General features: G+C 58.9%; 14 protein-coding genes. 4 read left to right on the forward strand and 10 right to left on the reverse strand.

The annotated features are described in order from the left end of the window. Nucleotides 1-228 precede the first annotated feature (228 nt). The 3 genes from AMM41_RS12405 to AMM41_RS12415 form a co-directional block, all read right to left on the reverse strand. The gene (locus AMM41_RS12405; RefSeq protein ID WP_089958664.1) at nucleotides 229-1,182 is read right to left on the reverse strand and encodes an NAD(P)-dependent oxidoreductase; all 954 of its coding nucleotides are present in this window, start codon (nucleotides 1,180-1,182) and stop codon (nucleotides 229-231) included. A 4-nt stretch (nucleotides 1,183-1,186) separates the two neighbouring features. Continuing rightward, the gene (locus tag AMM41_RS12410) at nucleotides 1,187-1,612 is read right to left on the reverse strand and encodes a GlcG/HbpS family heme-binding protein (protein WP_089958668.1); all 426 of its coding nucleotides are present in this window, start codon (nucleotides 1,610-1,612) and stop codon (nucleotides 1,187-1,189) included. 103 nt (nucleotides 1,613-1,715) lie between these two features. Beyond that, entirely contained in the window at nucleotides 1,716-2,999 is a 1,284-nt protein-coding gene (locus AMM41_RS12415) for a malonyl-CoA decarboxylase (RefSeq protein WP_089959090.1), read from the reverse strand. Between the two features lie 158 nt (nucleotides 3,000-3,157). Between AMM41_RS12415 and AMM41_RS12420 the strand changes: the two genes are divergently transcribed. After that, a complete protein-coding gene (locus AMM41_RS12420; RefSeq protein WP_089958673.1) occupies nucleotides 3,158-4,027 on the forward strand; it encodes a fumarylacetoacetate hydrolase family protein in 870 nt (289 codons plus the stop codon). A gap of 8 nt (nucleotides 4,028-4,035) precedes the next feature. On the opposite strand, the gene AMM41_RS12425 is transcribed toward AMM41_RS12420, so the two are convergent. From AMM41_RS12425 to AMM41_RS12455, 7 genes are all read right to left on the reverse strand, one after another. After that, complete coding sequence (locus AMM41_RS12425; RefSeq protein ID WP_228769255.1) at nucleotides 4,036-5,262, reverse strand: benzoate/H(+) symporter BenE family transporter; 1,227 nt, start codon at nucleotides 5,260-5,262, stop codon at nucleotides 4,036-4,038. Between the two features lie 83 nt (nucleotides 5,263-5,345). Then, nucleotides 5,346-5,840, reverse strand: a complete 495-nt coding sequence (locus AMM41_RS12430; protein WP_228769256.1) for a nuclear transport factor 2 family protein — start codon at nucleotides 5,838-5,840, stop codon at nucleotides 5,346-5,348. Nucleotides 5,841-6,260: 420 nt separating this feature from the next. Beyond that, nucleotides 6,261-7,400 carry a BMP family ABC transporter substrate-binding protein gene (locus AMM41_RS12435; RefSeq protein WP_089958687.1) on the reverse strand — a complete coding sequence of 380 codons (1,140 nt, stop codon included), beginning with the start codon at nucleotides 7,398-7,400 and terminating at the stop codon, nucleotides 6,261-6,263. Between the two features lie 44 nt (nucleotides 7,401-7,444). Then, the gene (locus tag AMM41_RS12440; RefSeq protein ID WP_089958690.1) at nucleotides 7,445-8,365 is read right to left on the reverse strand and encodes an ABC transporter permease; all 921 of its coding nucleotides are present in this window, start codon (nucleotides 8,363-8,365) and stop codon (nucleotides 7,445-7,447) included. Beyond that, nucleotides 8,365-9,438, reverse strand: a complete 1,074-nt coding sequence (locus AMM41_RS12445) for an ABC transporter permease (protein ID WP_089958694.1) — start codon at nucleotides 9,436-9,438, stop codon at nucleotides 8,365-8,367. The genes AMM41_RS12440 and AMM41_RS12445 overlap by 1 nt, the downstream gene beginning before the upstream one ends. Further along, a complete protein-coding gene (locus AMM41_RS12450) occupies nucleotides 9,425-10,978 on the reverse strand; it encodes an ABC transporter ATP-binding protein (protein WP_089958698.1) in 1,554 nt (517 codons plus the stop codon). Before AMM41_RS12450 ends, AMM41_RS12445 begins: the two co-directional genes overlap by 14 nt. A 39-nt stretch (nucleotides 10,979-11,017) precedes the next feature. Beyond that, nucleotides 11,018-11,968, reverse strand: a complete 951-nt coding sequence (locus AMM41_RS12455) for a LysR family transcriptional regulator (protein ID WP_089958702.1) — start codon at nucleotides 11,966-11,968, stop codon at nucleotides 11,018-11,020. A gap of 352 nt (nucleotides 11,969-12,320) precedes the next feature. On the opposite strand from AMM41_RS12455, the gene AMM41_RS12460 reads away from it, so the two are divergent. From AMM41_RS12460 to AMM41_RS12470, 3 genes are all read left to right on the forward strand, one after another. Then, the gene (locus AMM41_RS12460; RefSeq protein WP_089958705.1) at nucleotides 12,321-13,346 is read left to right on the forward strand and encodes a UPF0149 family protein; all 1,026 of its coding nucleotides are present in this window, start codon (nucleotides 12,321-12,323) and stop codon (nucleotides 13,344-13,346) included. A gap of 146 nt (nucleotides 13,347-13,492) precedes the next feature. Continuing rightward, nucleotides 13,493-13,711, forward strand: coding sequence for a type II toxin-antitoxin system Phd/YefM family antitoxin (locus AMM41_RS12465; protein ID WP_228769257.1), 219 nt, complete (start codon nucleotides 13,493-13,495; stop codon nucleotides 13,709-13,711). 85 nt (nucleotides 13,712-13,796) lie between these two features. Continuing rightward, complete coding sequence (locus AMM41_RS12470) at nucleotides 13,797-14,036, forward strand: hypothetical protein (protein WP_089958709.1); 240 nt, start codon at nucleotides 13,797-13,799, stop codon at nucleotides 14,034-14,036. Nucleotides 14,037-14,069: the final 33 nt, after the last annotated feature.

A 14,069-nucleotide genomic window follows, 5' to 3' on the forward strand; every position in this document is an offset into this window, starting at 1 on the left:
AAGAATTGCGCGAGCTGATTTGGCACTCCTTCCTTTACGGGGGCGGTCCGGCCGCGCTGGACGCCTACAAGGCGGTGCGCGACAAATGGCCCTTRATCGAAGCAGCGAAAAAAGCGGCAAAAAAACKGSCCACCACGSMAAAAAAAAACCCCGCCAAAACAAAACCTGCCAAAAGTCCCGCCAAGGCCTCAACCAAATCGACAGCCAAGGCCAAATCAACATCCAAGATCAAGGCTTGACCGGTTTTTTGCTTCGCCCCTTGGCGGGTGCAATACCTGCCATGGCCGACATGACCTCGGCCGTCGACGCCGTGTCTTCCAGGGCCAGCCCCTGGGCCATGGCACTGGTGTAGATCGCGGCGCAGGTCGAGAACAAAGGGGTCGGACAATCCACCGACTTGGCCATGTCGCCAATGACCTGCATGTCTTTTTGCCAGACCTCAACCTTCATGGTGGGTGGGCTGTATTGGCGTTCCAGCATCATGGGCATGCGCAAGCGCATGACGCCTGTGCCCAGCACGGGACTGTTGCCAAAGAGATCCAGGACGTCCTGAGGGTTCAGCCCCATTTTGCGGGCCAGCGTCACGGATTCTGCATAAGCCACGTTGTAAATGGCCACCAAATGGTTGGCCGCAAACTTCATCTTGGTGCCGTTGCCGTAAGGCCCCACAAAAGACACCTTGTCCGTGAACACCTGCAGCACGGGCAAGACCTTTCGGTGCGCCGTTTCTTTGCCACTGACAAAAAACGTCCAGGCCCGCTCTTTGATGCGCACGGCGGTGCCGCTGATGGGCGCGTCCAAAGTGACGATGCCCAACTTGCCCAAGGCATTGGCACACGCGTCTTTGTCCGCCATGGGCAAGGTGCTGGTCTCGATGACGATGGGCTTGTGTGCCCATTGCGACTTGGGCAGGGCCGCGATCGATTGGGTCACTTGGGCCAAGGCTTGTGAGGTGGACAAGGAGACGATCACCACGTCCGACTGGCTGGCCACATCGGCCGCACTGCCCAGGCACTGACCACCGGCACGCTTGAGGCGTGCCAAGGCTTTCGCATTGATGTCGCAGCCACACACCGTGTAACCCTGCTGCAGCAAAGCTTCGGCCATGGTGCCGCCCATGATGCCCAGACCCACAACACCCACCCGAGGCAAAGCGGGCTTGGTTTTTCCTGCCGTGGCCATGGCCTCAACCCGCCACCAAGCCAGCGGCCTGAATGCCTGCGATGCAAATCAACTCATCCTCATCACCGGTGCCGCCACTGGCGCCTGCAGATCCCAAGATCTGGCCTTGGGCATCCTTGATGAGGACAGCGCCCGGTTGTGGCAAAAACTTGCCCTCTGCCGTGGCGGCCAAGGCCACAAAAAAGTTGGGGTTGTCTTTGGCCCGTTCGGCCAAAGCACGGCTGGACGAGCCCATGCCGACAGCGCCCCAGGCTTTGCCCCGGGCGATGTCAAAGCGGAACATGCTGGCACCATCTTCACGCGCAAAAGCCACCAACTGCCCGGAGGCATCAAGCACCACAATGCCCATGGGTTTGTAGGAGGCGGCTCGCGCAGCCGCGATGGCACCTTGCAAGATGAGGTTGGCTTGGTTCAAGGACAGAGTGTTCACAGCTAATTTCCTGATCAATGTGGCAAATCAACTCAGGCTATCAGAATCGCATTGAAAGCCTGTCGTGTGTTTGACATGGCAGCCACCAGGCGGCACGTCGCGACTAAACCAGCTTTTCCACACCGCGTGACCAGCAGACCTTCTTGTGGCTGAAGGCTTCATGCTGCTCTTCGACTTTGTCCAGCTCATAAAGGTAATTGACCATCAGCCCGGCCGATTGTTGCAGCCCCTTTGAGGACAGATCGGCAGCCCAATTGATCTGGTGCAGGGTGGCTCCGTTGCTCAAGTGAAATTTACCCACGGCGTCGCCTTGAGGCTCAGGGGTTTTGTGCATCAGGTACAGGGCACACAGACGCATGAGTGGCGTTTTTTCATGCGGATCGCTGCGCTCGGGATGCCAGCCATTTTTCAATCGTTCTGCCCAGCTCAGGCTGCCAATCGACAAGCTATTTTTAGCCTCATGCCATTTGCGCTGCTGAGCCGAACTGAGCTTTTCTTCGGGCAAGGCAGCGCCCGCATCCAGCCACTGGGTGAAACCCGGAATGGGCGAGAGGGTCGAGAACATTTTCAGGGTCGGGATGTCCTCAATCAGTTTTTGAGCCACCCGTTTGATCAGGAAGTTGCCCAAAGACACGCCCCTCAAACCTGGCTGGCAATTGCTGATGGAGTAAAAAATAGCCGCTTTGAAACTTTTGGGGTCGCCCACCGGGGCCTGCTTGTTGATCAAATCCGCCACATTTTTGGCCATGTGGGACACCAAGGCCACCTCGACAAAAATCAGCGGCTCGCCTGGCAGTTGGGGGTGAAAAAATGCAAAACACCGACGATCGGGTTGCAAACGGCGGCGCAAGTCGTCCCACCCGTCAATGGCGTGAACGGACTCGTGTTCGATGATTTTTTCGAGCAACTGCGCGGGTGAATTCCATGTGATCTGGTGCAGCTCCAAAAAACCGGGGTTGAACCAGGAACTCAGCAAATGGTGCAAGTCCGCGTCGGCAGCTTCGAACGCCGGATGCTCTTTGAGGCAAGACAAGAGGTTGCGGCGCATTTTCAACAAAGTGGCCGTGCCCGAAGGCGCCCTGTTCACACGACGCAGCAACTCTTGCCGAGGGGGCTCCACCACCTGACACAGCTGGATCAAGCTGGATTCGTTGCGTTCGGAGTGGTAGCGCTGGGCTGCGGCCAAGACCAAAGCCGGATCGGGATTGAATTGGCTCGACAGGTGGTGGAAAAAATCGGTCTGGCTGCGTGGATCGAGGTGCTCGTAACTCTCAATGAGTTTCATGGCCATGCTTTGGGCGTTGGCCTCACCTCGCGCACTCAACAATTTTTTGGCCGTCAATTTGGCGGCATCGAGTTTCTTGTTTTGGATGAAGCGTTCGAGCATGGTGCCCCCTTCAGGCGCGATGTGTGTGGCGGTGCAATCCGCGAGCTGCAACCGCTGTAGCCAAGCTTACACCTTCAAACCCGTCCTGTTCGGATAATGCAGCCTTTGCATTTGCGCACCCTCGCGCCCCGACACAGCACCTTCAGGAAAGACTCACCATGAAATTGTTTCGTTACGTGCAGCATGGTCAAGCACGCGTGGGCGTCATGCCCTCGGGCACGTCCCACCAGTTCGTTGACTTGGCCATGCTCGATGCCACCGCTGCCCCCGAAATTTCCGCCTTGTTTGACCCGGTGGTGCGCGAACGCGTGGCACACAAGCTGAGCCAAACACCAGCCGATACCTTTCAGTCTTTGGCCCATGTGCAATTTGAAGTGCCGATCGCTCAACCGCCCAAAATTGTGTGCATGGGCTTGAATTACGCCGATCACGCCAAGGAAGGCGGCAACGCCCGTCCCGAATACCCCAGCTTTTTCATGCGCGTGGCCACCTCCATGACGCCGCACAACGGCCCCATCGTGCGCCCCAAAGTGTCCACCAAACTGGATTACGAAGCCGAATTGGCCGTCATCATTGGACAAAAAGCCCGCCACCTGCATGCCGACAATGCCCTGGACTGTGTGTTTGGTTACGCCTGCTTCAACGATGGCAGCCTGCGCGACTACCAACGCAAATCGGCGCAATGGACGATTGGCAAAAATTTCGATGCCACCGGAGGCTTTGGCCCTTGGATCGTCACACCCGATGAATTGCCTGTGGGTGCAGAGGGCTTGCGCATCCAAAGCCGCCTGAATGGCCAGGTCATGCAAGACGCCAACACGCGTGATTTTTTGTGGAACGTACGCGAGGCCCTGGTCATCATCACCGAATGCATGACGCTGGAGCCCGGTGACGTGATCATCACCGGCACCCCCGCTGGTGTGGGTTATGCCCGCACACCGCCTGTGTGGATGGTGCCGGGTGACGTGTGCGAGATTGAGATCGAGGGCATCGGCGTTTTGTCCAACACGATTGTTCAAGAAGTCTGAAGCGGGCCTCAGGCCTTCTGGAAGTCGCCTCGCTCCATCCACCAAGACACGGCAAAACCGGCCACCAGGCCCCAGAAGGCTGCACCAATGTTGAACAAGCCCAAGTCAGCCACTGTGACCAACAGGCTGACCAAGGCACCCAGTGAAAACTTGCCCGCTCCAAACGAGGCCACAAAAGCCCCCTGCAAGACCCGCAACATGGCCAAGCCCCCCAGCACCATGATGAATTCCTTGGGGCAGGCGAGCATCAAGTTGGTGAAGGTGGGGGCCATCAAACCAAACATCAAAGCCAAGACGCCAAACACCAAAGCACCGCTGTAATGGCGTTTTTTTTCACCGGTCGAGGTCAGCAAGCCGTTGGTGGGACCGGTCAGGCAAGTGCTGACGGCACCAAAAACCGCACTCACGGCCGCGCCCAGACCGCAGGCCACAGCAATCATGTTGACCGGCGGCTCGTGCCCCGCGTTTTTAAGCACCGCCACACCTTGACCGTTTTGCACCACCAGCACGGTGATGGTCAACGGCACCACCAACTCCAGCATGGCCGCCCATGACCAGACCGGCGCCTGAATGAGGGGCTGCGCCAGGCTCAACTGCCCCAGCGCCGAAGGGTCCAGTCTGCCCGACAAGCCCACCGCCACGGCCCCCACCAGCAAAGCGCCAATCACCGGCGGCAGACGCTTGCCCCAACTGGCCTGGGCCGAGAGCAGCAAAAACACGGCCACCATGGGGGCGGCAATGGCCACATCGCTGTGCAGCGCACGCACAATGTCGAGGCCAAATCGCAAAAACACCCCGGCCACCATGCCCATGACAATGGGCATGGGCAACACCGCCATGACCCGCTTGACCCAGCCACTCAGGCCCAGCAACAAGATCAGCACACTCGTGACGTAAAACGCCCCCATCACCTGCGGAAAACTCAGGTGTTGCAAGGCAGGCCCTACCAGCACCGTGCCTGGAATGGTCCAGCCAAATGCCAAAGGGGTGGCGTAGCGCCAGCTCATGAACAAGGTCACCCAACCGTTGACAAAAAACACACCAAACACCCAAGAGGCCAGCTCTTGTGGCGACAAACCACCCCGTGATCCGACCGACAAAATGATGGCCACCGGACCGGTGGTTGCAAAGATGAAGCCGATCAAGGCATTGCCAAAATAAGTTGCGCCAAAGTCGGCCTGAATTTGCCGCAGCGAACGCCAAGGACTCCCAGGTAATTCGAGGTGTTTGAACAAGATCAGATCCTTCCATCGTTCGCCCATTCAGAGCGGATCGGTAAATTGTCCCACCAGGCCTTCGCGGCCTTGTCACCCATGGCTCAGTTCGTCTTTTCCAAGGAAATCATCCAAAGACCATCGCGATAGACCCAATGCATGGTTTTTTGATCGATCAGCTTGACCTTTTCATCTTGGTAAATTTGGGTGAATTTGACCACCGCTGTTGAGGTGCTCATTTGAATGTCCAGATCGCGCATCTCGTGGCGGATGCTGCGTTTTTCCCTGATTCTTTGGGTTCGTGACTGCACCCAGGCGTCCCGACTGAAACCCGTTGAGGGCACAAACTCAGGGGTGTACATGTCCAAATACGCGGGGACGTCCTGCCGCTGCCATGCCTCACTCCACTGACGCAAGGTGGCTCTCAAGCCATGGGGCGGTACTTCACCATCGGCCAGTTCGCTTTTTTCATCGTCCGCACGGTTTTGCCCTTGCAATGCGGCCGATGTCAGCTCGGTCTGACCGTTTGTCACGATGACCGAGCCAGGCGGCTCCACAGGCGGCCCCCAGACGATGGGCCCGTGATCGCTTTTGGCCATCAAGTGCGTCAAGTGAAGCGCCAGCACCCAGATGCAGACGATGGAAAAAAAGTAACGGTTTCTGCGGGAAGACCCCTTCAAGGCCCGTCGTGTGAAGGGCCATGTCAGGCGCCATTGCGACCTGCCCCATTGGGGCCATGAAGTGTCAGACAACACCCATTTTTGAATGGATCCGATCGGGGAGGACATGGACAACTTCCTTGAAAACATCAAATACCAATTTTGTTGGTACTTTTTAAGCAATTGATGTTTTTATTGTATATCAAAGAAATATTAATAACAATGATTTTTTACAGTTTTAACAAATCAGAAAATCCAAGATGAAGCCCCCCTCTGCGCTCGGGCACCCAAAAAAAAACCGCCCGATGAACATCGGGCGGTTGAACTGGGCGGACCATGCCGCCGCAAAAAAAGATCAGATCACTTGCCTGGGATCTTGCCTTCCACGCCCTTGACGTAGAACATCACGCCACCCAGGAACTTGTCGTCAGCAACAGCGTCTTTGGCCAGCACTTCTTTACCGGCTTGGTCCACGATCGGGCCTTTCCAGATGGAGAAGCTGCCGTCTTTCAAACCGGCTTTGATCTCAGTGATTTTCTTTTGGGTGTCTTCTGGCACGTCAGCGGCCACGTTGACCATGTCGATCGCGCCTTCTTTCACGCCCCACCAGCTTTGGCCAGTGCTCCACTTGCCTTCCAGGGCTTCACCCACGGCTTTGACGTAGTAAGGGCCCCAGTTGATCACGGCCGAACCCAGGTGGGCCTTGGGGCCGTAGGCGGTCATGTCAGAGTCCCAGCCAAAGGCACGCTTGCCCATTTTTTCGGCAGTCTGCAACACAGCCGACGAGTCGGTGTTTTGCATCAGCACGTCCGCGCCGCCGTTGATCAGCGATGTCGCAGCTTCGGTTTCTTTCGGTGGGTTGAACCACTCGTTCACCCACACCACTTTGGTCTTGACCTTGGGGTTGACCGACTGCGCGCCCATGGTGAAGCTGTTGATGTTGCGCACCACTTCAGGGATTGGGATGGAGGCGACCACACCCAGGGTGTTGGTCTTGGTCATCTTGCCCGCGATCACGCCGGCCATGTACGCGCCTTCGTAGGTGCGGCTGTCGTAAGTGCGCAGGTTCTCGGCAGTTTTGTAGCCGGTGGCGTGCTCAAACTTCACGTCTTTGCTGTCGGCGGCCACTTTGAGCATGGGCTCCATGTAACCAAAAGTGGTCCCAAAAATCAGCTTGTTGCCTTGGCCCACCATGTCGCGGATCACGCGCTCGGCGTCAGCGCTTTCTGGCACTTTTTCAACGAAGGTGGTGACGACTTTGTCGCCGAAGGCTTTTTCGACTTCTTTGCGGCCGTTGTCGTGCGCAAAGGTCCAACCGCCGTCGCCCACAGGGCCGACGTAGGCAAACGCGATCTTCAGGGGCTCGGCCTTGGCAGGCGCAGCAGCCGGGGCTTCAGCCTTGGGGGCTTCTTCTTTTTTGCCACAGCCAACCAGTGCGGCGGCGGCCACAGCGGTCAGGGCCACCATCTTGACGATGGAGCGCTTGGAGAGGTCTGTCATGTCAGGTCCTTTGGAACAGGGTTACAGGGGTTGAAAAAACACAATTATGAACCGGGATAAAAGGGCTTACCCAGCGAGGCCGGCATGTTCACGCGAATCCAGGTCGGGTTGCGCGAAATCAATGCCAAGACCACGATGGTGGCGATGTAGGGCAGCGCCGTGAGCAACTGGCTGGGCACTTGCACGCCCACGCCCTGCAAATGGAACTGCAGCATGGTCACACCACCAAACAGGTAAGCACCCAGCAAGACCCGTGCCGGACGCCAGGTGGCAAAGGTGGTCAGCGCCAGCGCGATCCAGCCCTTACCCGCCACCATGCCCTCGACCCACAGAGGGGTATAACTCACCGAGATGTAGGCCCCGGCCAGCCCGCACAAAGCGCCACCAAGCACCACGGCCGCCAAACGGATGCGGCGCACCGGGTAGCCCAAAGCGTGGGCCGAAGCAGGCGACTCGCCCACCGCCCGCAGCACCAAACCGGTGCGGGTTTTGTACAAAAACCAGATCAGGACCAAGACCAGCGCCATCGCCCCATACACGAGTGGGTGCTGCTTGAACAAGGCCGGCCCCACCAGGGGGATGTCGGCCAAACCTGGAATGGCGTAGTTGGGGCGCTCGGGCAACTTCTCTTGCACATAGCCAATGCCCACAAAGGCCGAAAAACCCACGCCAAACAGACTCAACGCCAGCCCAGTGGCGTATTGGTTGGTGCCCAGCCAAATGACCAGCACCCCAAAAATGGCCGCCAGCACCGCGCCTGCGCCCATGCCCGCCGCAAAACCCAGCCAATCGTTGCCGGTGTGCACCACACAGGCAAAGCCTGCAATGGCGGCGCACAGCATCATGCCCTCGGCCCCCAAGTTGACCACGCCCGCTTTTTCGTTGATGAGCAAACCCAAAGCAGCCAGCGCCAACACCGTGCCCGCATTCAGGGTGGCTGCAATCAGCAATGCATACGACTCCATCACACGCCTCCTTTCTTGACCGCCACCCAGCGCAAACGGTAGGCCACCAGCGTGTCACACGCCAACAGACAAAACAGCAGCAAACCCTGGAACACACCCGTGATCGACTTGGGCAGACCCAAGCGCGACTGCGCGAGTTCGCCCCCGATGTAGAACATGCTCATCAGCACGGCCGACAGCACCATGCCCGCCGGGTGCAAGCGCCCGACAAAGGCCACGATGATGGCGGCAAAACCATAACCCGCTGGCACATAAGGCGTCAGCTGCCCGATGGGCCCCGCCACCTCCAAAGCACCGGCCAAACCCGCTGCCCCACCCGATGTGAGCAACGCCACCCACAGCGCTTTGCGCGAAGAAAAGCCCGCATAACGCGCCGCTGCTGGGGCCAGACCACCCACTTGCTGGGCAAAGCCCGCCCGCGTGCGGAACAAGAACACCCACAGCAAGCCGGCACCGACCAGCGCCAAGAGCAAGCCCACGCTCACGCGCGAACCGGCCATCAAACGCGGAATCTGCGTGACCACCTCAAAGGTTTTGGACTGCGGAAAATTGAAACCCGCCGGGTCTTTCCAAGGGCCATACACCAGATAGCTCAGCACCATGTCAGCCACGTACACCAGCATCAGGCTGACCAAAATCTCGCTGGCGTTGAAGCGGTCGCGCAGCAGCGCCGTGATGCCCGCCCACAACATGCCGCCGAGCACACCCGCCAGCAACACGGCCAACACGATCCAGCGGCCCGTGTCTTTGTCGGCCAAGAGCGCAACGCCCCCGGCGCACACCGCGCCAATGACAAACTGCCCCTCGGCCCCGATGTTCCAGACGTTGGACCGGAAGCACACCGACAAACCCAAAGCAATGACCAAGAGCGGTGTGGCCTTGACCATCAACTCGCCCAGCGCGTAGCTGGTTTTGATGGGCTCCCAAAAGAACATCTGCAGCCCGCGCACCGGGTCTTTGCCCAGCGCCATGAACAGCGCCACGCCCAGCAGCACGGTGAGCACCAGCGCCAGCAGGGGCGAGGCGTAAGTCCACAGGCGCGAGGCCTGGGGACGGGGTTCAAGCTTGAGCATGTTGCGCCTCCTGTACCTTGTCGTTCTGGGAGACAGGCCACAAGCCGCTCATCCACTCGCCAATGCGCTCCACCGTGGCATCGGCCCGCGCCACAGACGGCGACAAGCGCCCCTTGGCAATCACATGCAATCGGTCAGACAACTCGAACAATTCTTCCAACTCCTCACTCACCACCAGCACCGCACAACCTGCGTCGCGCAACGCCAAAATCTCGGCGCGAATCTGCGCCGCCGCGCCCACGTCCACACCCCAAGTGGGTTGCGAGACGATGAGCAACTTCGGGGCCGCGCTGATTTCGCGCCCCACAATGAACTTTTGCAAATTGCCGCCCGACAGCGACTGCGCGGCGGCATCGGGCCCAGAGGCCTTGACCTTGAAACGGTCGATGATGCTGCGCGCCTGATCGGCCAGCGCCCCCATGCGCACCCAGCCACCCGCGCCCACGGCCTCGCTGCGCGTGAGCAGCAGGTTTTGCGACAAGCTGAGCGAGGGCACGGCACCCCGACCCAATCGCTCTTCGGGCACAAAATGCAGGCCCATTTGCCTGCGCGGCACCGGCCCCAAAGCCGCCACCGCTTGACCAGACAGGCTCACACTGGCCACGCCACACTGCACGCCAGAGCGGGTGTCTTCACCCGACAAGGCCCACATCAATTCTTTCTGGCCATTGCCCGACACCCCGGCCAGGCCGACTACCTCGCCCGCACGCACCTGCAAGCTGATGCCGTCCAGGTCCACGCCAAACGGGTCTTGCCGCGTGAGGCTCAGGCCCTGCACCGACAACACCACCCCACCCGGCGCACGCGCCACATGCTGCAAAGCCGGGGGCTCGGCGCCAATCATCAAACGGCTGAGCGAAGCGTTCGTTTCTTCTCGCGGGTCACACACGCCCGTGAGCTTGCCGCCGCGCAGCACCGTGCAGGCACTGCACAGCGCCCGAATTTCGTGCAGCTTGTGCGAGATGTACAAAATGCTCACGCCCTGGCTGACCAGCTTGTGCAGCACCACAAACAACTTTTCAACCGCCTGCGGTGTCAGCACCGAAGTGGGCTCGTCCAAAATCAAGAGCTTGGGCTCGGTCAACAAGGCGCGGATGATCTCCACCCGCTGCATCTCGCCCACGCTCAGGGTGTGCACCGGGCGCTCGGGCTCCAGGTCCAAGCCATATTCGCTGGCCTTGGCCACAATGCGCTCGGTCACTTCGGCCAAGCTCAGCGACTTGTCCAGGCCCAGCCACACGTTTTCGGCCACGGTGAGCGTGTCAAACAGGCTGAAGTGCTGAAACACCATGCTGATGCCCAGCTTGCGGGCTTCTTGCGGGTTGCGGATATTGACCGGCTGACCGTTGAACACCACCTGGCCTTCGTCGGGTTTGACCGAGCCGTAGATGATTTTCATCAGGGTGGACTTGCCCGCGCCGTTCTCGCCCAGCACGGCATGGGCCTGGCCGGGCATCACGGTGAGCGACACGTCCTGGTTGGCCACCACGCCCGGGTAGCGCTTGGTGATGCCTTGCAAAGACAAAAGGGGTGTGGTCATGTCTGTGGGTGTTCTTGTTGGTTTTGTCGTCAGGAAGGTTCAGGCAGCTGTCGGGGGCGACAACTGCAAAGCGCTGATTTTCACCTGTTCTCGCAGCCACCGGGCCGCCTCGGCGTTGTGGCTGCGTTCGTGCCAAAGCTGGTAATAGACCATCTTGGGAAAAGGCACCGGGCATGGCAGCAAGGCCAAGCCCGAAGGCAGGTCGCCCTCGAGAAAGCGCTGGCAGTAGTGTCGCCCTGTGGTCAGCACAAGCAAACTCGATGCCACCATGCGCGGCATCAGGCCAAAGTGGGCGCAGCGTGCGGCAATGTGGCGCGACAGGTTCAGACGGTCCAGGTGTTCGTCGATCACGCCGCGCCAACCCGGATAGGCCGGCATGGGCGCAATGTGCTCGCAGGCCAACCAGTCTTCTTGCGTCCAGCCCCGGCGCACCGCCGGGTGTTTGATGCTGACCAGACACATGATGTCGTCTTCAAACAACTGGGCGCGGTGCAGCTCCTCGCTGGGCTGGGCCCAGTTGCCAATCACCACGTCGATCAGGCCTTGGCCCAGATCGTGCGCGTATTGCGCCTGCGCCGACAAGGCATGCACCTCGACCCGGCAGCCCGGCGCCAATGACTTGATGCGGGCCATGACGGACGGCAAAAACAAGGGGTCCAGCGTGTCGCTGGCGGCAATGCGAAATGTCTCTTGCGCGTGGGCCGGGTCGAAAGTCCGGGCAGGCGAAAACAGATTTTCGGCCGATTGCAAGATCTGTGTGACAGGCCCCAGCATGCGCAAGCCCACATCGGTGGGCACCATGCCGGTGCCCGAACGCACCAAAATCGGGTCGCCCGTCAGCTCGCGCAGGCGCTTGAGCGCCACCGACACAGCCGGCTGCTGCTGGCCCAGGCGCATGGCGGTTTTGGAGACACTGCGTTCGGTGAGCAAGGTGTGAAGGGTACGAATGAGTTGAAGGTCGATCTTGTCGAAAAGATGCGGCTGCTTCATATGAAAACCCAGATAGACCTTATGCCTTGGCGCACGGCAATTTCAGGGTTAACCCCGAAACTTTTGAATGCCGTACATGCTAGTAAATCGATCACACCCAAGCCTTTGTCTCTGTGTTTTTCTCAGTGAAGGTCTGCCCCGTGGTTGACCCGGGACTTTGATGGAATGCAGGCGAATGTAACACCAGCCATGGTGATGAATCCCAAGGCAAAAATGGGCGCATCTTCCAGCCCTTGAATGGCCAGGGCTTGCTGTCCTTTCCTTGAAAATCAAAGTCTCAAAAAAACCCAGCCTCAAATATTGACAAGCCCTGCGCATCGTTCGACAAACTTCCCCTTTTATGATGTGAAACATGACAGAAGACATCGACATCATCCACTCCCCACTGACACAGACCTACAGCGCAGACGGCCACAGCCTGCGCGTTCTGATTTACCGCCTCCCAGATACCCAGTGGAGCCTTGAAGTGGTGGATGAACAGGGCACCTCCACCGTGTGGGATGACCTGTTTGAAACGGACAATCAAGCGCTGCAAGAAGCCCTCATGGCCATCGAGACCGAAGGCATTGGCCACTTCATCACCAATGCCCACCACGAGGCCAAGGCCGCAGAACCGGCGTTGTTGAAAGCCCTGACACAGGCAAAATTTCAACCCACAAACCAAGAAGTGCAGGAGATGATGACGCCACTGTCCGACGCGGAACTTGAAGAGCTCAATCAGTTTTTGCTGAATGGCGTGGACAACGATGAAGCCATGACGCTGGACATTCTGGACGGGTATTTGCACGCCATCGCCATCGGGCCGCAAACCATCATGCCCAGTCAGTGGCTGCCCAAAGTCTGGGGCGAAGACAGCGCCATGATGCCGCCCATGGACAACATGGACCAACTCAACCACATCATGGGTCTGGTCATGCGGCATTACAACAGCATCATTTCTGGCTTTGAGCAAAAGCCACCGTTTGTGGTGCCCTACTGGGACATCTGCAAATACGAGACAGGCGTGTTCGAGGATACGGAAGGCTGGGCCTACGGTTTTACAGAGGGCGTGGCACTGAACCGTGCCGCTTGGAAGCCCTTGTTTGACAATCTCCAAGGCCAGCAGTGGTACAGGCCCATTGGCTTGCTGGGTGAAGACGAATTTTCTGCCGACCAGGACGAGCTGACCCAAACACCCGAGCTGAGACAAGAACTGGCCCATCAGATCGAAGACAGCTTGGTGAACATCCACGCCTTTTGGTTGCCACTGCGCAAGGCGATTCACGAGCGGGAAACGTCCCAACGCTTGCGCACCAAGGTTGGCCGCAACGAGCCCTGCCCTTGCGGCAGTGGCAAGAAGTTCAAAAAATGCTGTGGGTCAGCGGCTGAGTTACATTGACCGTTTTTCGCAGACACAAAAACCAGCTTAATCCGAACTAAATTCAGGGATAAATTCGGTCTCATTCAAGGAAGCACCATGCAATCCCGCGAACACATTCAGTCCATTTCATACCTCAAAAGCCACGCCGCGCAGATAGCGAAGACGTGGCAGCCAACGGTGCGCCTTACATCATCACGCAAAATGGCGAAGCCGCCATGGTGATTGAAGGCGTGAGGCAATACCAAGACAAAGAAGACCTGATCGCCCTGCTCAAACTGCTGGCCCTGGGCGAAAAAGACCGGCAAGCCGGACTGGGCCTGTCGGTGCAAGAGGCCCGCGCCCAACTGGCCCAGCGCCGCCAAGCTGCCCAAACCCAAGCATGACCATCGTCATGCTGCCCGATGCGCAGGCCGACCTGCTCGACTTGCAGGACTGCATGCTGGACCGCTGGACCGCTGGACGCATGATTTGTGGGCTGCCGCTGAAGAGGACATCTTTGCCCAGTTGGCGCGTGTGGACTCGGGCTTGATCACCGGCCCAGTGGTCCCCCTGCTGGGCAGCGTGGGCATCACGGACGACCGAACCGTGCTGTCCTCACACCACCGACTGCTGTACCGGCAAGTGGATGGCCACACTGATGTGTATGCCGTGGCCGGGCAAGCACAAGATTTTCAGGATCTATTGTTGCGGCGTTTGTTCAGGCGATAAGTCTGGTGGTCAGGCCAGCATTGCGTTGCAAGC

Origin of the sequence: Limnohabitans sp. 2KL-3, from assembly GCF_001269405.1 — a bacterium.
In the GTDB taxonomy this organism is placed as follows: domain Bacteria; phylum Pseudomonadota; class Gammaproteobacteria; order Burkholderiales; family Burkholderiaceae_C; genus Limnohabitans_A.

Bases quoted from the DNA above. Each gene is read 5' to 3' on its own strand.
- AMM41_RS12405 (WP_089958664.1), bottom strand. From the start codon at position 1,182: ATGGCCACGGCAGGAAAAACCAAGCCCGCTTTGCCTCGGGTGGGTGTT.
- AMM41_RS12415 (WP_089959090.1), bottom strand. From the start codon at position 2,999: ATGCTCGAACGCTTCATCCAAAACAAGAAACTCGATGCCGCCAAATTG.
- AMM41_RS12420 (WP_089958673.1), top strand. From the start codon at position 3,158: ATGAAATTGTTTCGTTACGTGCAGCATGGTCAAGCACGCGTGGGCGTC.
- AMM41_RS12430 (WP_228769256.1), bottom strand. From the start codon at position 5,840: ATGGCCAAAAGCGATCACGGGCCCATCGTCTGGGGGCCGCCTGTGGAG.
- AMM41_RS12435 (WP_089958687.1), bottom strand. From the start codon at position 7,400: ATGACAGACCTCTCCAAGCGCTCCATCGTCAAGATGGTGGCCCTGACC.
- AMM41_RS12440 (WP_089958690.1), bottom strand. From the start codon at position 8,365: ATGGAGTCGTATGCATTGCTGATTGCAGCCACCCTGAATGCGGGCACG.
- AMM41_RS12445 (WP_089958694.1), bottom strand. From the start codon at position 9,438: ATGCTCAAGCTTGAACCCCGTCCCCAGGCCTCGCGCCTGTGGACTTAC.
- AMM41_RS12450 (WP_089958698.1), bottom strand. From the start codon at position 10,978: ATGACCACACCCCTTTTGTCTTTGCAAGGCATCACCAAGCGCTACCCG.
- AMM41_RS12455 (WP_089958702.1), bottom strand. From the start codon at position 11,968: ATGAAGCAGCCGCATCTTTTCGACAAGATCGACCTTCAACTCATTCGT.
- AMM41_RS12460 (WP_089958705.1), top strand. From the start codon at position 12,321: ATGACAGAAGACATCGACATCATCCACTCCCCACTGACACAGACCTAC.